This is a genomic window from Geodermatophilus chilensis, from assembly GCF_002802985.1.
GTDB classification, from domain to species: domain Bacteria; phylum Actinomycetota; class Actinomycetes; order Mycobacteriales; family Geodermatophilaceae; genus Geodermatophilus; species Geodermatophilus chilensis.
This window is the reverse complement of the sequence record NZ_NVPT01000118.1, coordinates 1-16,964: the sequence shown is the minus strand read 5'-3', so window position 1 is coordinate 16,964 and position 16,964 is coordinate 1. Positions and strand designations below refer to the sequence as shown.

Annotated in this window: 11 protein-coding genes and 3 pseudogenes; 6 read left to right on the top strand and 8 right to left on the bottom strand. The window is 75.0% G+C overall.

Annotation, left to right across the window (positions count from 1 at the left end):
* Positions 1–324 precede the first annotated feature (324 nt).
* Positions 325–2,073, bottom strand: coding sequence for a glycoside hydrolase family 2 protein (locus CNO22_RS18540; RefSeq protein WP_100500759.1), 1,749 nt, complete (start codon positions 2,071–2,073; stop codon positions 325–327).
* A 137-nt stretch (positions 2,074–2,210) separates the two neighbouring features.
* Between CNO22_RS18540 and CNO22_RS18535 the strand changes: the two genes are divergently transcribed.
* The 3 genes from CNO22_RS18535 (at position 2,211) to CNO22_RS18525 (ending at position 5,113) form a co-directional block, all read left to right on the top strand.
* A complete protein-coding gene (locus CNO22_RS18535; protein WP_100500758.1) occupies positions 2,211–2,957 on the top strand; it encodes a class I SAM-dependent DNA methyltransferase in 747 nt (248 codons plus the stop codon).
* A gap of 117 nt (positions 2,958–3,074) precedes the next feature.
* Positions 3,075–4,103, top strand: a complete 1,029-nt coding sequence (locus CNO22_RS18530) for an iron-containing redox enzyme family protein (protein ID WP_100500757.1) — start codon at positions 3,075–3,077, stop codon at positions 4,101–4,103.
* Positions 4,100–5,113 (top strand): glycosyltransferase, encoded by a 1,014-nt coding sequence (locus tag CNO22_RS18525; RefSeq protein WP_100500761.1) that lies wholly within the window; start codon positions 4,100–4,102, stop codon positions 5,111–5,113. Before CNO22_RS18530 ends, CNO22_RS18525 begins: the two co-directional genes overlap by 4 nt.
* Positions 5,114–5,200: 87 nt before the next feature.
* On the opposite strand, the gene CNO22_RS18520 is transcribed toward CNO22_RS18525, so the two are convergent.
* From CNO22_RS18520 to CNO22_RS18510, 3 genes are all read right to left on the bottom strand, one after another.
* Positions 5,201–6,058 carry a MaoC family dehydratase gene (locus CNO22_RS18520; protein ID WP_100500760.1) on the bottom strand — a complete coding sequence of 286 codons (858 nt, stop codon included), beginning with the start codon at positions 6,056–6,058 and terminating at the stop codon, positions 5,201–5,203.
* Positions 6,058–7,401, bottom strand: a complete 1,344-nt coding sequence (locus CNO22_RS18515; RefSeq protein ID WP_100500756.1) for a 3-oxoacyl-ACP reductase — start codon at positions 7,399–7,401, stop codon at positions 6,058–6,060. Before CNO22_RS18515 ends, CNO22_RS18520 begins: the two co-directional genes overlap by 1 nt.
* Positions 7,402–7,474: 73 nt before the next feature.
* Positions 7,475–8,755, bottom strand: coding sequence for an acetyl-CoA C-acetyltransferase (locus tag CNO22_RS18510; protein WP_100500755.1), 1,281 nt, complete (start codon positions 8,753–8,755; stop codon positions 7,475–7,477).
* 93 nt (positions 8,756–8,848) lie between these two features.
* Here CNO22_RS18510 and CNO22_RS18505 point away from each other — a divergent pair, with 93 nt between their 5' ends.
* Together CNO22_RS18505 and CNO22_RS18500 are read left to right on the top strand one after the other, a co-directional pair.
* The gene (locus CNO22_RS18505) at positions 8,849–9,496 is read left to right on the top strand and encodes a TetR family transcriptional regulator (RefSeq protein ID WP_100500754.1); all 648 of its coding nucleotides are present in this window, start codon (positions 8,849–8,851) and stop codon (positions 9,494–9,496) included.
* Positions 9,493–11,505: an acyl-CoA dehydrogenase family protein gene (locus CNO22_RS18500; protein WP_100500753.1), complete on the top strand. Its 2,013-nt coding sequence runs from the start codon at positions 9,493–9,495 to the stop codon at positions 11,503–11,505. The genes CNO22_RS18505 and CNO22_RS18500 overlap by 4 nt, the downstream gene beginning before the upstream one ends.
* Positions 11,506–11,602: 97 nt before the next feature.
* Here CNO22_RS18500 and CNO22_RS29755 read toward each other — a convergent pair.
* The 3 pseudogenes from CNO22_RS29755 to CNO22_RS29745 all read right to left on the bottom strand — a co-directional run.
* Positions 11,603–12,337 (bottom strand): annotated as a pseudogene (locus CNO22_RS29755) (amidase family protein); the annotation flags it as partial.
* An 85-nt stretch (positions 12,338–12,422) separates the two neighbouring features.
* A pseudogene (locus tag CNO22_RS29750) lies at positions 12,423–12,668 on the bottom strand (amidase family protein); the annotation flags it as partial.
* Between the two features lie 38 nt (positions 12,669–12,706).
* A pseudogene (locus tag CNO22_RS29745) lies at positions 12,707–13,081 on the bottom strand (amidase family protein); the annotation flags it as partial.
* 279 nt (positions 13,082–13,360) lie between these two features.
* On the opposite strand from CNO22_RS29745, the gene CNO22_RS18490 reads away from it, so the two are divergent.
* Positions 13,361–14,077 carry a trimeric intracellular cation channel family protein gene (locus tag CNO22_RS18490; protein WP_100500752.1) on the top strand — a complete coding sequence of 239 codons (717 nt, stop codon included), beginning with the start codon at positions 13,361–13,363 and terminating at the stop codon, positions 14,075–14,077.
* 69 nt (positions 14,078–14,146) lie between these two features.
* Here CNO22_RS18490 and CNO22_RS18485 read toward each other — a convergent pair.
* Positions 14,147–16,964 (bottom strand): SpoIIE family protein phosphatase (locus CNO22_RS18485; RefSeq protein ID WP_332870093.1); only part of this gene is annotated, 2,818 nt, incomplete at its 5' end.

Here is a 16,964-nt window from a genome sequence, read left to right as displayed (position 1 = left end):
TTGCTCTCAGTATCATGTATTATTTAGTGAGATCGATGGTCAGTGTTCACTGATGTTTGTGTTTTTTTAAGTATACGGCGGCAACCGAGAGTTACACGTAAGTAGTCGTCGGCAGCGTCAGATTTGTGTAAGAGTCTGCCCCGTGACCGCGGCGGCGACGACGGGCAGGGATCGGGTGCTGCGCACGGGGACCTCCGGGGGGCTCGGCGGGTGCGTCCGTCCCCGACCCTGGCCCGGACCGGCCCGGCTCGCAGGTCGGGACGGCGATCGTTGCGCCTCCGTGATCAGGACGGAACGAGATCGCGCGCCCGACTGACCGGGTGCTCAGCCCTCGCCGAGGGTGGCGCGGCGCAGCGCCTCGAGGTCGACCTTGGGCACCCGGTCCATGGTCAGCAGCCCGTTGACCTCCTGGTACGTGTCGGTCAGCTGCGTCCAGCAGGCCCCCGCGAGCGCGCTGCTGCCGTGCACCGCGGCCCACTGGGCGCGGTAGCGGGCGAGCAGGTCCTCCGGCGAGGTGGCGTCGGCGTAACCCCACCCCTCGTCGTCCGGGGAGCGCAGCGCCACCCCGCCGAACTCCGAGAGGACGACGGCCCGCCCGGCGACGCCCGCGCGGTCGAGGTCGGCCAGGTACCCGTCGGGACGCCGTCCGGTGGCCACCCGCTCGAGGTCGGTGGCCGTGGCGTAGCGCTCGCCGAGCACCGCGGGGTCCTGTTCGTAGTCGTGGACGCCGAGGACGTCGCCGCCGAGGGTCTCCCAGCCGTCGTTGGCCGAGACCGGGCGGGTGCCGTCGAGCGCGTCCGCCGTGGCCGCCAGCGCCCGGATCAGCCCCCGCTGCCGCTCGTCGACCGCCGCCTCCTGCACGCCCCACGACTCGTTGAGCGGCACCCAGGCCACCACGCTCGGGAACCCGCGGTGCGTGACCACCACGTCGGCCCACTCCCGCAGCAGCCGGGCGCTCGCCGTCGGCCCGGGCCGGTACGCCGAGGGCATCTCCGCCCACACCATCAGTCCCATCCGGTCGGCGAGGGCGAGGTACCGCGGGTCCTCGGTCTTCTGGTGCTTGCGGGCCCCGGTGAAGCCCAGCGCCCGGGTGAGCTCGAGGTCGCGCCGCAGCGCCGCGACGTCGGGCGGGGTGGCGCCGGTCTCGGGCCAGTAGCCCTGGTCGAGCACCAGCCGCAGCGGCACCGGCCGGCCGTTCACCAGGAGCCGCCCGTCGCCGACCTCGACCGAGCGCAGCGCGGTGTAGCTCTCCACCTCGTCGAGCACCTCGCCGTCGTCGGCGACCAGCGCCAGCTCGGCGTCCAGCAGCACCGGGTCGGGCCCGGGTGCCCACAGCACGCCCCAGCGGTCGTCGATGCCGCCGTCCCCCACCTGCACGGTGCGCTCGACGACGGCGCCGTCCACGCGCACCGCGTCGTCCACCAGCAGCCGGTCGCCGGCGCGCAGCCGCAGGTGCAGCCGGGCACCGGAGACGGGGACGGCGAGCTGCACGCGGACGTCGACCCGCATCCGGCGCGGGTCGCCGCGCCACTGGACGTCGGTGATGTGCCGCGGCGCCACCTGCTCCAGCCAGACGGTGCGCCAGATCCCGGTGGTGCGCGGGTACCAGATCGCGTGCGGCTCGTCGCGCCAGTCCTGCTTGCCGCGCGGCGCCTCCAGGTCGAGCGGATAGTCGTCGGCGCGGACCACCAGCTCGGCGCCGTCATCCCCGAGGGAGTCGGTGACGTCCACGCTGAACGGCGTGTAGCCGCCCTCGTGGGAGGCGACGTGCGCGCCGCCGACCCACACGTCGCAGATGCGGTCGACGGCGCCGAAGTGGAGGACCGTGCGCCGGTCGCCGGCGCGGCCGGGCAGCCGGCGGCGGTACCAGGCCCGATTGAGCCGGCCGGTCCAGTGCACGCCGCTGGCCGGGGTCTCCGGGGCGTAGGGCACCCGGATGGTGCGGTCGAAGGCGACGCTGCCGACGGTGCCGGCGAGGTCGGGGTCGGCGGCGAACTCCCACTCGCCGTCGAGCGACGTCCAGGGACGGCGCAGCAGCGGTCGCGGGTGCTCGGTCGGGTCCGTGTGCTCCACGGCCTCACCTCACCGGAGACCGGAGCGGCCCGCAGCCCCGCCGCCGCTCCTGGCGCGGACACCCGCGGCGTCCGGCGCGGCTCCCGGGGGCGGGCGCCCTCCGGCATCCACTTCCGGCGCGCGGGGTAGACGCCGGTATGGCGTCCTCCTTCGATCCCGCTGAGTACGGCAGCCACATCGCCGACGTCTACGACGAGGTCTACGCGGACCTGTCCCCTGAGGCCGCCGTCCGTTGTCTGGCCGACCTCGCCGGCGGTGGCGACGTCCTCGAGCTGGGGATCGGCACCGGGCGCATCGCCCTGCCGCTGGCGGCCACCGGCCTGGTCGTCGACGGTGTCGAGGGCTCGCCCGAGATGGTGGCCGAGCTGCGCCGCAAACCCGGCGGCGACCGGCTGCGGGTCGAGATCGGCGACTTCGCGGTGGCGACGACGGGTCGCCGCTACGCTCTGGTGACCCTGCTGTTCAACACGGTCAACGCGCTGCCCTCGCAGGAGGCGCAGGTGCAGACCTTCGCCAACGCCGCGGCCCACCTCGAGCCCGGGGGCGCCTTCGTGGTGGAGAACTGGGTGCCCGACGTCGGCGAGTTCCGCCGCCGGCGTGCGGTCCGGGTGCACGAGGTCGGCGATCGCCAGGTGGTCATCGACGTCGCCGAGCTGCACCCGGCGGAGCAGCGGATGACGACGACCAAGCTGGCCTTCACCGCCGTCGGCGTGCGGCTGCTGCCGGCGAACCACCGGTACGTGTGGCCGGCCGAGCTCGACCTCATGGCTCGCCTGGCCGGCCTGCACCTGGAGGCCCGCTGGGAGGACTGGGACCGCCGTCCCTTCACCGACGACAGCACCGGCTACGTCGCCGTCTACCGCGCTGGCCGCCCGGGCCGGTAGCGCGCAGCACTGAGTTGCGCGGCTCGTCCGGCCGGTGTCCGCTGGAGGTCCTGTCCGGCAGCGGCGAGCACAGCCGCGCGGGTCGCCGCACAGCGGAGACGTGGACCGGAGGACGCCGTGCACCTCCCGATCCCCCGCGGCGGGCTGAGCCGTGCGCTCGCCGCCGCCCTCCTCCACACTCCGCAGCCACTGCCGGACCTGGCCGACCGGGCTCGCGACCTGGTCGCGGCCGGCGGGGAGCCGCTCGGGCACGAGGACCTCCAACTGTCGCTGTACGTCCTCTACGAGCTGCACTACCAGGGGTTCGACGGCGTGGACCCGGCGTGGGAGTGGTCGCCGGACCTGCTGGCCGCCCGCGCCGTCCTGGAGAGGGTGTTCGAGCGAGCCCTGCGCGCCCGGGTGCGGCTCCCTGACCTGCCGGCGGCTTCCGCGGCCGAGGTGGCGCAGGCGCTCTCCGACCTGGTGGCGGCCGACGACGGCCCGCCGCTGTCGGCGTTCCTGGCCAGGGAGGCGTCCGCCGAGCAGTTCCGCGAGTTCCTCGTGCACCGGTCGGTGTACCAGCTCAAGGAGGCCGACCCGCACACCTGGGCCATCCCCCGGCTCACCGGTCGACCCAAGGCGGCCCTGGCCGAGGTCCAGGTCGACGAGTACGGCGGAGGGCACGCCGAGCGGGTGCACGCAGCGCTGTTCGCCCGCACGATGCGTGTCATGGGTCTCGACGACACCCACGGCGTGCACGTGGACCGGGTGCCGGCGCTGACCCTGGCCTGGGTCAACGCCATGTCGCTGTTCGGGCTGCAGCGGCGGCTGCGCGGAGCCGTCGTGGGGCACCTGGCCGCCTACGAGATGACCTCCACCCTGCCCAACCGGCGCTACGGCGACGGACTGCGCCGCCTGGGGCTGGACGGCGAGGCGACCTGGTTCTTCGACGAGCACGTCGAGGCCGACGCCGTCCACGAGCAGCTCGCCGCGCACGACCTGTGCGGCGCCCTCGCCGAGGACGAGCCCGCCCTCGTCCCCGACCTGCTGTTCGGGGCGGGTACGGCGCTGGAGCTGGACCGACTGTTGGCCGGCGCACTGCTGGGCGCGTGGTCGGCCGGGCGCAGCTCCCTGCGCGCCCCGATCCCCGTCCCCGACGCCGCATGAGGGAGCCGGCCCTGGACGGGGAGTACGTCCTCCCGCTGAGGTGGGACGACGACGCAGAGCTGGCCGACCTGACGGCCTACCTGGAGCAGCTGTGCCGCTGGATCCGGGTCACCGTGGTGGACGGGTCACCGCCGGAGCTCTTCGCCGCGCACGCGCAGGCGTGGACCGGCCTGGTCCACCACCTCCGACCGGAGCCCTGGCCTGGGGCCAACGGCAAGGTGGCCGGGGTGGTGACCGGTGTCCGCGCCGCCCGCAGCGAGCGGGTGGTGATCGCCGACGACGACGTCCGTTACGACCGGCCGGCCCTGGAGCGGGTGCTCGGGCTCCTGCACCGCGCCGACGTCGTCCGGCCGCAGAACGTCTTCTCCCCGATGCCCTGGCACGCCCACTGGGACACCGGGCGGACCCTCCTCAACCGCGCCCTCTGGGCCGACTACCCGGGGACGTTCGGGCTGCGGCGCAGCACCTTCCTGGCCATGGGCGGCTACGACGGCGACGTGCTGTTCGAGAACCTGGAGATGTTGCGGACCGTACGGGCCGCCGGCGGCACCGAGGTCCGGGCCGACGACGTCTTCGTGGTCCGCCGGCCGCCCAGCGCCACGCACTTCTGGTCCCAGCGGGTGCGCCAGGCCTACGACGACCTGGCCCAGCCCTGGCGGCTGGCCGGTGACCTCGCCGTCTGGCCGTTCCTGCTGCACGCGTTGGCGCGACGCCGCCTGCGACGGCCGACCCTGGCCGTCCTCGCGGTGGTCGCCACGGCGGAGGTGGGCCGCCGACGGGGCTCCGGCCGGACGGCCTTCCCGCCCACCGCCGCGCTGTGGGCCCCGGTCTGGGTGCTCGAGCGCGGGACCTGTGCGTGGCTCGCGCTCAGCGCGCGGGTGCTGCACGGCGGGGCGTCCTACGGCGGGGGGCGGCTGCGCGTCGCTGCCCACTCCCCGCGGCACCTGCGCCGCCACCCCCGGGCACCGCTCTCCGACGACGTGCCGACCGGGTCGGTCCCGATCGGCTGAGTGCGCGGCCGGCCCCCGTTCGCCTCGAACGCGATCATCGGCGGGTGGCGGCTCCCGTCGGTGTGTCGGGCAGCCATCCGCCGATGGTCACGGCAGCGGGCGGACGGTCCCCAGCAGGTGGTCGGCGCCCGACTTCTCGTTGCGGACGGCCAGGTCCCAGCCGCCGTCCACGGGCGCGGTTGCGAGCGTGACCGTCGAGGGCAGGAACAGCGGCTTCCTGAACACCACGTCGACCACCATCGCGTCGGGCAGCCGGCCCGACAGCGCCGCGAGCGCCCGGGCCTTGGCCCACATGCCGTGCGCGATGGCCCGCTTGAAGCCGAACGCCTTGGCGGTCAGCCCGGAGAGGTGGATGGGGTTCACGTCGCCGGAGACCCGCGCGTAGCGGCGACCGGCGTCGTGGGGCACCCGCCAGGTGGCGGCGGGTCGCGCCAGGTCGCCGACCGACACCGAGAGGTCGGAGTCCGGCGCGCCCTCCGGCGCCCTCGCGCCGCGCGCCAGGTAGGTCGACCGCGACCGCCACACCTCGCCGCCGCCGGCCGAGACCGACGCGCACAGGTCGACGGTCGCCCCGCGGGGATGCCGGGCGAACCGCTCGGCCCACACCTCCAGGTCGAGGGCCTCGTCGGCCCGGACCGGCCGCAGCACCTCGACCCGGTTGCGCACGTGCACCAGGCCGGGGAGCGCCAGCGGGAACGACCGGTCGCTCATCAGCGCCAGCTGCAGCGGGAACGTCAGCATGTGCGGGTACGTGGCGGGGAGCGTGTCGGCCAGCGGGAAGGCGCAGACCCGGTCGTAGGCGGCCAGGTCGGCGGCCTCGACGCGGACGCCGGTGCGGGCCAGCCGGGTGTCGGGCAGGTCACCGCCGCGGCCGCGCGCGGTGACCGCGGCCCTCGCGAACAGCGCCGGCATCGACGGCGCCGCCTCCAGCACGGTGCGGGCCATCACGCCCCCAGGAAGGACTGGCCGCACACCCGCACGACCTGGCCGTTCACGCCGGCGGCGGTGGGCTGCGAGAGCCAGGCGATCGTCTCGGCGACGTCGACCGGCAGGCCGCCCTGCTGCAGCGAGTTGATCCGCGAGCCGATCTCGCGGGTGCCGAAGGGCATCTTCGCCGTCATCTCGGTGACGATGAAGCCCGGCGCGACCGCGTTGATGGTGGCCCCGCGCTCGGCGAACGTCGGCGCCCACGCCCGCACCATGCCGATGACGCCGGCCTTGGACGCCGCGTAGTTCGTCTGACCGCGGTTGCCGGCGATGCCCGACTGCGAGCTCACGCCGACCACCCGGGCGCCGGACCCCAGCAGGCCCTCGGCGTCGAGCAGCGCCTGGGTGAGGTCCAGCTGCGCCTGCAGGTTCACCGCCAGGACCGAGTCCCAGCGGGCGGCGTCCATGTTGACCAGCAGCTTGTCGCGGGTGATGCCGGCGTTGTGGACGACGACGTCCACCCCGCCGTGCCGCTCGCGCAGGTGCCCGATCAGCCGCTGCGCGGCGTCGGCCGCGGTGATGTCGAGCTGGAACGCTGTCCCGCCGATCTCGTTGGCCACCTCGGCGAGCGACTGTCCGGCGGCGGGGACGTCGACGGCGACCACGTGCGCCCCGTCGCGGGCCATCACCCGGGCGATCGACGCGCCGATGCCGCGCGCGGCCCCGGTGACCACGGCGACCTGGCCGGCCAGCGGGCGCTCCTCGTCCTCGCCGCCCGGGACGTCGGCGGCGGTCAGCGTGACCACCTGGCCGTCGACGTAGGCCGAGCGGCCGGAGAGGAAGAAGCGCACCGGGCCGGGGACGGAGGCCTCGGCGTCGGCGGGCACGAACAGCAGGTTCGCCGTCCCGCCGTCGCGCAGCTCCTTGGCCACCGAGCGGACCAGGCCCTCGAGCGCCTGCCGGGCGGCGGCCTGGGCCGGGGAGTCGGCGTCCGACGGCGGGGCGGCGAGCACGAGCACCCGACCGGACGGACCGAGCCGCTTGACCGCCGGGGCGAGGACGTCGCGCGCCGCGGCGAGGTCGGTCGGGCCCGTCACGCCGGTGGCGTCGAGCAGCACGGCGCCCAAGCGCTCGCCGTCGGCGTCGACCGCGGAGAGCACGGGGACGCCGACGTCCTCGAGCACGCGGGTCAGGGTCTTGTGCAGCCGGCCCTCGCCGGCCGTGCCGACCACGGCCGGGCCGGGCAGCAGCGGTGCGCCGGGTTCGTAGCGGCGCAGCACGGCCGGTCGGGGCAGGCCGAGCTGCTTGACCAGGGTCGAGCCGACGCCGGAGTTGGCGAAGTCGCGGTACCAGTCACTCACGGGAGGGTGTCCTCTCTGTAGCCGGCGATTTCCGCGGAAATCGCCGAGGAGGGTCAGGAGCCGAAGGGAGGGGTCAGGACTCGAGGATCGCGACGACGCCCTGGCCGCCGGCCGCGCAGATGGAGATCAGGCCGCGCTTGCCCGGCCCCGCCTCGTGCAGCTGCTTGGCCAGCGAGGCGACGATCCGCCCGCCGGTGGCGGCGAACGGGTGGCCGGCCGCCAGCGACGAGCCGTTGACGTTGAGCTTCGACCGGTCGACGGCGCCCACCGGGGTGTCCAGGCCGAGCCGTTCCTTGCAGAACGCCGGGTCCTCCCAGGCCTTCAGCGTGGCGAGCACCGTCGAGGCGAACGCCTCGTGGATCTCGTAGTAGTCGAAGTCCTGCAGCGTCAGGCCGTTGCGGGCCAGCAGCACCGGGACGGCGTACGCGGGGGCCATCAGCAGGCCCTCGCCCCCGTGCACGTAGTCGACGGCGGCGGTCTGCGCGTCGACGAGGTGGGCCAGCACCGGCAGGCCGTGCTCGGCGGCCCACTCGTCGGAGGCCAGCAGGACGGCGGAGGCGCCGTCGGACAGCGGCGTCGAGTTGCCCGCCGTCATCGTGCCGGTCTCGCCGCCGAACGCCGGCTTCAGCTTCGCCAGCTTCTCCACCGAGGTGTCCGGCCGGAGGTTCTCGTCGCGGGTCAGGCCCAGGTAGGGGGTGACCAGGTCGTCGAAGAAGCCGCGCTCATAGGCGGCCGCCAGGTTCTGGTGCGAGCGGACGGTCAGCTCGTCCTGGGCCTCGCGGCTGATCTCCCACTCCCTGGCGGTGATCGCCTGGTGCTCGCCCATCGCCAGGCCGGTGCGCGGCTCGGCGTTGCGCGGGATCTCGGGCACCAGCGAGCCCGGGCGGATGCGCGCGAGCGCCTTGAGGCGGTCCCCCACGGTCTTCGCGTTGTTCAGACTGATCAGCGCGCGGCGCAGGTCGTCGCCCACCGCCAGCGGGGCGTCGGAGGTGGTGTCGACGCCGCCGGCGATGCCGGACTCGATCTGCCCCAGGGCGATCTTGTTGGCGACCAGGACGGCGGCCTCCAGCCCGGTGCCGCAGGCCTGCTGGACGTCGTAGGCCGGGGTGGCCGCCGACAGCCGCGAGCCCAGCACCGCCTCGCGGGTCAGGTTGAAGTCGCGCGAGTGCTTGAGCACCGCGCCGGCCACGACCTCGCCGACCCGCCGGCCCTGCAGCCCGAAGCGGGCCACCAGCCCGTCCAGCGTCGCGGTGAGCATGTCCTGGTTCGACGCCTGCGCGTACGCGGAGTTCGAGCGGGCGAAGGGGATGCGGTTGCCGCCGACGATCGCGGCCTTCCGGGTCTGCGGAGCCATCGGGATCCTCCGGATCACTGGATGGGGGCAGGGACGGCACGGCACCGCCCCGAGAAGTGTCTGCAACCCACGGTATCAGGTACTGTCGGTGTCGTGAAAGCCGAGAGGTCGAGGCGGGACCGCCGCGACTCGCGGTGGGACGAGCACCGCCGGGCCCGCCGCGAGCAGCTGGTCGACGCCACCATCGCCGCGGTCGGCCGGCACGGCGCCGGTGTCGGCATGGACGAGATCGCCACCGCCGCCGGCACCAGCAAGACCGTCGTCTACCGGCACTTCGCCGACCGCACCGAGCTGCACGTCGCCGTCTGCGCCCGGGTGGCCGCCTCCCTCACCACGCGCCTGCGCGAGGCGATGGAGAGCACCCGCGAGCCGCGGCAGATGGTGGCCGCCGCCGTCGAGACCTACCTGGCGTTCCTGGAGGCCGACCCCGAGCTCTACCGGTTCGTCGTCCAGGCGCCGGAGCGCCCGGCCGACAGCGATCCGATCGCCAACCTGTCCCACCTGGTCGGCGACCAGGCGGCCGCGCTGGTCGCCGTCGCCCTGGAGCAGGCCGACCGCGACCCCGCCGCCGCGCTCCCGTGGGGCCACGGTCTGGTCGGCCTCATCCGCTCGGCCGCCGACTGGTGGCTGCAGGCCGACCGCCCGATGCCCCGCGCCGAACTCGCCGCGCACCTGACCGACCTCGCCTGGGCCGGACTGTCCGGCGTCGTGACCCGTAGCAGCAAGGAGGAGGAACTGTGACGACGAGCCTGCCGCCCGCGGTGGACCCGAAGGCGCTCACCGAGGTGCTCGACGGCCGCTGGGGCCACGTGCGCCGCGACGCGCGGGAGAACCTGCACGACCCGGACCTGCTGCCGGCCTACGGCGAGACCCTGCAGGAGGCGCGCGAGCGGGTCACCCGGATGGCGCGGAAGATCGCCGAGTCCGGCCGGGTGGTCCTCGGCTTCCCCAAGGAGCACGGCGGCGAGGGGGACGCCGGCGGCTCGGTCACCGCGATCGAGATGCTGGCCTTCACCGACCTGTCGCTGATGGTCAAGGCCGGCGTCCAGTGGGGGTTGTTCGGCGGCGCCGTCCAGGCGCTGGGCACCGAGCGGCACCACGACGCGTACCTGCGCGACATCATGAGCTTCGACCTGCCCGGCTGCTTCGCCATGACCGAGACCGGGCACGGCTCCGACGTCCAGCAGCTGCGGACGACGTGCACCTACGACCCCGAGACGCAGACCTTCGACCTGCACACGCCGCACGAGGCCGCGCGCAAGGACTACATCGGCAACGCCGCCAAGGACGGGCGGATGGCGGTCGTCTTCGCCCAGCTGGTGACGAAGGGCGAGAAGCACGGCGTGCACGCCTGGCTGGTGCCGATCCGCGACGAGCAGGGCGACCCGATGCCCGGCGTGACGATCGGCGACGACGGTCCCAAGGCGGGCCTGCTCGGTGTCGACAACGGCCGGCTGACCTTCGACCACGTGACCGTGCCGCGGGACATGCTGCTCGACCGGTACGGCCAGGTCGCCGAGGACGGCACGTACACCAGCTCGATCGAGAACGAGACCCGCCGCTTCTTCACCATGCTCGGCACCCTCGTGCGCGGCCGGGTGAGCGTCGGCGGCTCCGCGGCGGCGGCGACGAAGCTCGCCCTCGACATCGCCGTCCGCTACGGCGAGACCCGCCGGCAGTTCGCCGCGCCGGGCGCCGACCGGGAGATCCTGCTCAACGACTACCTCGTGCACCAGCGCAAGCTGCTGCCGGCCCTGGCCACCACCTACGCGTACTCCTTCGCGCAGGAGGAGCTCGTCGGCACCATGCACGACGTCCAGGGCGCGGAGGACCTCGACGAGGGCGCGCAGCGGGAGCTGGAGTCCCGCGCCGCGGGGCTCAAGGCCGCCCAGACCTGGCACGCCACGCGGACCATCCAGATGGCCCGCGAGGCCTGCGGCGGTGCGGGCTACCTGCAGGAGAACCGGCTGCCGCACCTCAAGGCCGACACCGACGTCTTCACCACCTTCGAGGGCGACAACACCGTCCTGCTGCAGCTGGTCGCCAAGGGCCTGCTCACCGGCTACCGCGACGCCTTCGGCTCCCTCGACGGCTGGGGCAAGGTCGGCTTCATCGCCGACATGGTCCGCGAGACCGTGCTGGAGCGGACGGCGGCCCGCGGGCTGATCGCCCGGCTCGTCGACGCCGTCCCCGGCCGGGACGACGAGGTGCCGCTGCTCGACCGCGGCTGGCAGCTGAAGATGCTCGAGGACCGCGAGAAGCACGTGCTCGAGGGCGCGATCCGGCGGCTGCGCCGCGGCGCCGAGACCCCGGGGGCCCGGCCCTTCGACGTCTTCAACGACGTCCAGGACCACGTCCTGAAGACCGCGCAGGCGCACGTCGACCGCGTCGTGCTGGAGGCCTTCGTGGCCGGCATCGAGCGGACGACCGACGCCGGCGCGAGGGCCCTGCTCGAGCGCGTCTGCGACCTGTACGCGCTCACCACCATCGAGGCCGACCGGGCCTGGTTCCTCGAGCACGGCCGGCTGACCCCGAACCGCTCCAAGGCGCTCACCGCGACGGTGAACACGCTGCTCAGCGACCTGCGCCCGCACATGGTCACGCTGGTCGACGCCTTCGCGATCCCGGAGGACTGGAAGGGGGCGGCGATCCTGTGCGAGGAGGCCGACCGCCAGGAGGCGATGGCCAGCCGCGACGCCGAGCTGCGCCGGGGGACGGCGACCTCGGTGGAGGTCCCGCCCGGCCAGTAGGAGGACCCGTCCTCCAGGGGCCGCCTCGATCATCGGCGGGTGGCTGCGCCCGACGGCGTGTCGGGCAGCCACCCGCCGATGATCGAGGCCGAGGGCGTCAGCGGGCGGGAGGCTGCGGGAACCCGCCGACCAGCTGCTCGAAGGCGTGCGCGACCCTCAGCGGGGTGGTGTCCTCGAACCGGCGGCCGATCAGCATCATGCCGACCGGCAGTCCCTGCGAGAGCCCGGCCGGGACGCTCGTGGCGGGGTGCCCGCTGACGTCGAACGGCGCGCAGTTGACGATCATCTCCAGCGCGCGGGCCACCCGGGTCTCCAGCGGGTCGTCCGGCGCCGGGATCTCCGGGGCGACCATCGGCACGGTCGGCATCACCAGCAGGTCGACGTCGGCCAGCGCGGTGTCGTACCGGCGGCGCACCTCGGTGGCCAGGTTCTGCGCCATCGCGTAGTGCCGGGTCTGCTCCCGCTCGTACGACCAGCGGCCGGCCAGCGCCACCGCCGTCACGGTCGGCGACCACCGGTCGACCACCTCGCGCCGCCGGCGGCCGTAGTGGGCGATCAGCTCGGGGTCGTAGCGGCCCTCGTAGTTCCAGCCGTAGCCGTTGCCTCCGATCATCTGCACCGTGGCGCCGTCGGTCGCGATGACGTTCCAGACGTGCAGCGCGTGCCGGTGCCAGGGCAGGTCGACGTCCACCACCTCGATGCCGAGCTCCCGCAGCCGACCGGCGGCCGCCCGGACGGTGTCGTCGACGCCGGCCTCGGAGAGCTCCGCCCAGTCGAAGCCCTGGGTGACGACCCCGACCCGCAGCCCCCGCGACGTCCCCGCCGAGCGCGGCGGCGTACTGCTCGGGCACCAGGTCGGCGGGCTGGCGCGGGTCGTTGCCGTCCCGGCCGGCGAGGACGTCGAGCATCGCTGCGGCGTCGGCGACCGTGCGGGTCATCGGGCCCAGGTGGTCGAGGGTCAGCTCGATCGGGAACGCGCCGGTGTAGGGCACCAGCCCGTGCGTGGGCTTGTGGCCGACGATCCCGGAGAAGGCCGCGGGCATGCGGACCGAGCCGCCCTGGTCCCCGCCGAGGGCGAGGTCCACCTCCCCGGACGCGACGAGCGCGGCGCTGCCGCTGGAGCTGCCGCCGGTCGTGCGGGACGGGTCCCACGGGTTGCGCACCGGACCGGTGACGGAGGGTGGCTGCCGCCGGAGAAGCAGAGGTCCTCGCAGACGGCCTTGCCGGTGATCGTCGCGCCGGCCTCGAGCAGGCGGGTGACGACGGTGGCGTCCTCCCGGGGGACGAACCCCTCGACGGTGTGCGAGCCGTTCATCATCGGGAGGCCGGCGACCTCGACGTTGTCCTTGACCGCCACGGTCCGGCCGGCCAGCGGCCCCTTCGCGGCACCGCGGATCTCGGTGGTCACGTACCAGGCGCCCAGCGGGTTGTCGGCCTCGGCGGGACGGGTGCTCGGCCGGTCGGCGGGCGGCTGCGGGGCGATCCCGGCGTAGAGCTCCTCGACCGCGTCGTAGGAGCTGAGGAAGGCCGCGACGATCGGTGTGTAGGCGGCCACCTCCTCGGGGCTGGGATGCATGCCGTAGCTGGCCGCGAGCGCGGCCACCTCGTTCTCGTCCGGCGGGCGTACGGGCACGGCGACCTCCAGGTGAGCGGCGGGTGGAGCCGTCAGCCAACCGTGTCCTCGCCCTGCTGTCACCGGCAGCGGCGACCTCCCCCACCGTGTCGATCACGGGGTCGGTGCCGCCGACACGCCTCGACACGCCGGCGGCGCGTGCCACGACCCCGTGGTCACCGGACCGCGGGAGGACGACGGAGGCCGCGCCCGGGACGCCGGACGGCGCGGGAGGATGCCGCCGTGGAGATCCTGGCCGCCGCCGAGGCGCTGCGGGTGCCGGCGCCGGTCGACCTCGCCGCGATCGTGATCGGCGCGCTGACCGGCGGGCTGCTCGCCGCCCGCGAGGGGTTCGCCGTCTCCGGTGTGCTGCTGCTGGCCTTCAGCGGCGGGCTCGGCGGCGGGCTGGTGCGCGACGTGCTGCTCGGCGACCTGCCGCCGGTCGCGCTGACCAACCCCGCCTACCTGACCACGGTGGCCATCACCGCGGCGGTGACGTTCTACTTCTCCGGCTGGCTGTCCCGGCTGACCGGCCTGCTGGTGGTCCTCGACGCCGTCACGCTCGGCTTCTTCACCGTCATCGGCGCCCAGAAGGCGCAGCTGGCCGCCCTGCCCAGCGCCAGCGTGGTCTTCGTCGGCACGGTGACCGCGGTCGGCGGGGCGGTGATCCGCGACGTGCTGCTGGCCCAGCGCGCCGACATCGTGCAGCCCGGCCCGTACAACGCGGTCGCCGCCCTGCTGGGGGCCATCGCGCTCACCGTGCTCGCCGGCCCGGTCGGCCTCGACCCGATCCCGGTGGCCGCGCTGGTCATCGTGCTGGTCGCCGCGCTGCGCGTGCTCTCGGTGTGGCGCGGCTGGGAGGCCCCGGTGGCCGTCGACCTGCCCGGCCGGGCCCGCCGGCGGCTGCTGCGGGTGCGGGCCGGGCGCCCCACCCGCTGGCGCCGCCGCGACCGGACCTGAACCCGCGGCTCGGCCCCGTCCCGGGTCCCGCCCCGAGCCTGCGAGGGCCGGGGAGGACGGGGTCCTCGTTCAGGCCGGAGGGGTCAGCCGGACGGCGAGCAGCGCGACGTCGTCCTCGGCGTCGGGCAGGAACAGCCGTTCGAGCACCCGGTCGCACAGGTCGGCCAGCGGCAGCGTGGCGTACTCGGCCAGCACGGCCACCAGCGCAGCGGTGCCGGTGTCGATGTCGCGGTCACGGCGCTCGACCAGCCCGTCGGTGTGCAGGAACACCGTGCTGCCCGCGGGGAGGACGGCGACCCGCTCGTGCCGCTCCACCGACGGGTCGACGCCGAGCAGCAGGTCGGGCAGGTCGTCGCCGAGCACCTGCACCCGCCCGTCGGGCAGGAGCAGCATCGGCGGCGGGTGGCCGGCGCTGGCCCAGCGCAGCAGCGTGCGGTCGGCACGCAGGTCGTCGTCCCCCTGCTCGAGGCGGGCGACCAGCGCCGTGGCCATCGTGTCCAGCCCCAGCCCGCGGACGGCGCGGTCGACCTGGGTCAGCACCTGCGCCGGCGGGGCGCCGCTGGAGTAGCTGATCCCGCGCAGCAGCCCGCGCAGCTGGCCCATCGCCGCGGCGGCCCCGACGTCGTGGCCGACGACGTCGCCGATGGCCAGCACGGTGGCCCCGTCGGGCTCGAGGAACGCGTCGTACCAGTCGCCGCCGATCTCCGCGCCCTCCGCGGCGGGCACGTACCGGACGACGATCTCGCAGTGGGCCGGCTCCGGCGGGGCGGTGAGCATGCTGTGCTGCAGCGCCCCCGCCAGCGCCCGCTGCTGGCCGTAGAGGCGGGCGTGGTGCAGTGCCAGGCCGGCCCGGCGGCCCACCTCCACCGCGGTCTCCACCTCGGCCGGCGTGTGCGGCCCCCGCTCCTCCCCGTTGAACAGGCCCAGGGCGCCGAGGGACTGCCCGCGGGCCACCAGCGGCACGATCACACCCGAGGCCAGGCCCAGCCGGCCCAGCAGCTCGCGGGTCGCCGGCTCGGGGATGACCCGCTCGATCCGCGCGGCGTCGATCCGGGGCAGCACGAGCGGGCGGCCGGTGCGGGTGACCACCGACGCAGCGGCCTCCTCGGTCATCACCGCGACCATCGAGTGCACGTACAGCTCCAGCTCGGCGCGCAGCTCGGGGTCGCGGTGCGCGGAGGCCATCTCGTGCAGCCGGCCCTGCTCGTCGGTGACCACCAGCCAGCACCAGTCGGCCAGGGTGGGGACGACGACGTCGGCGAGCTGGCCGACCTGCCGGGTGATCTCCAGCGTCCCCGACAGCACCCGGCCGGCGTCGGCGAGCAGCTGCAGACCGGCGGTCGCCGCGGTCATCGCGGCCACCGCGTCGGCGCGCACGACGTCGGCCCGCAGCCGGGAGGCGGTCAGCGCGATCTGTGCGGTGAGGCCCTCCAGCAGCTCGACGTCGCGGTCGCTGAACGCGTGGTCGGTGGTCCACACGACGACGAAGGCGCCGAGCAGCCGGCCCTCGACCCGCAGCGGCAGGGCGGCCAGCGCCCGGCTGCCGAGGACCGCGTTGATCTCCGCCATCCGGGGGAAGCGGGCCTCGGCCGCGGCCGCGTCGGGGAACAGCAGCGGCTCGCCGTGCCGGGCGACCCACTGGGTGGGCAGCTCGTCGTCCAACGGCGTCAGCACCCCGCCGGCCGGCAGCTGGACGTCGGCCGCGCTGGCCACGGAGTCGACGATGCGGCGGGTCAGGTGCAGGTACAGCTGGTCGTCGCGCGGGTCGAACACCGCCAGTCCGATCGACTCCGCCCCCAGCACGGTGGCGGCGCGCAGCGCGATCTCGGCGAGCTGGGTGACCTGCGTGGCGCCGGCCAGCTCGGCGGCGACCTCGGCGATCGCGGCGGCCCGGCGGATCGCGTCGAGCTCCCGGTCGGCCTGCTCGTGGGCCTCGGTGACGTCGACGACCGTGCCCACGATCCGCCGCGGCGCGCCGTCCGGTCCGGCCAGGACCCGGCCGCGGCTGACCGTCCAGCGCACCGCGCCGTCGGTGCGCAGGACCCGCAGCTCGACCGTGTACTGCGCCAGCGCGTCGACCGCGGCCTGCATCTCCTCCTGCGTCCGCGCGCGGTCGTCGGGGTGCACGTGCTGGTCGAACAGCCGGTCCAGGCCCATGCGGACGGTGGAGTCGTAGCCGAAGATCGCCGCGCAGCGCTCGTCCCAGTCGATGGTGCCGCCCCGCAGGTCGACCTCCCAGGTGCCCACCGCGCTGGCCTCCAGCGCCAGCTCCAGGCGCATCAGGGAGGCGTCCGCGGCCGACCGGGCCGCGGACAGCTCCAGCTCGGCCACCACCGAGGCGGCCAGCTGCTCGAGCGGGACGACCTGGTCCGGCGACCAGTCCCGCCGGACGCCGTCGAACACCGCCAGCGCGCCCACGACCTGCCCGGACCGGGCGCGCAGGGGGACGCCGAGGTAGGCGACGAGCGTCCCGTCGACCGCAGCGGGCAGCGCGGCCAGCCGCTCGTCCTGCGCCGCGTCCGGGACGACGACGGGGACGCCCAGCTCGACGGTCACCGCGCACGGGGAGCCCTCGAGGGGCAGCGGGCCCCCGACCACCGACGCCGCCAGGCCACAGGACCCCACGGGCACCTCGACGTCGGTGACCAGGCACACCAGCGCCGCCGGGGCCTGCGTCAGCCGCGCGGCGAGCTCGGCGAGCCGGTCGTGGACCCCCGGGGACGCCTCGGCGAGCAGTCGCCGCGCCGCAGCGACGCGCCCGGGGTCGGTGAGCAGGTCGGACTGCGGAGGCGGGGGTGCCCCACTCGTGCCCGGCGGCCCGGTACATCGCGTCGACCGGGTGGGCGTGGTGGAAGCCGTAGGTGAGCCCGGAGGTGTGGGTGAGCAG

Bases quoted from the DNA above. Each gene is read 5' to 3' on its own strand.
- CNO22_RS18535 (WP_100500758.1), top strand. From the start codon at position 2,211: ATGGCGTCCTCCTTCGATCCCGCTGAGTACGGCAGCCACATCGCCGAC.
- CNO22_RS18525 (WP_100500761.1), top strand. From the start codon at position 4,100: ATGAGGGAGCCGGCCCTGGACGGGGAGTACGTCCTCCCGCTGAGGTGG.
- CNO22_RS18520 (WP_100500760.1), bottom strand. From the start codon at position 6,058: ATGGCCCGCACCGTGCTGGAGGCGGCGCCGTCGATGCCGGCGCTGTTC.
- CNO22_RS18510 (WP_100500755.1), bottom strand. From the start codon at position 8,755: ATGGCTCCGCAGACCCGGAAGGCCGCGATCGTCGGCGGCAACCGCATC.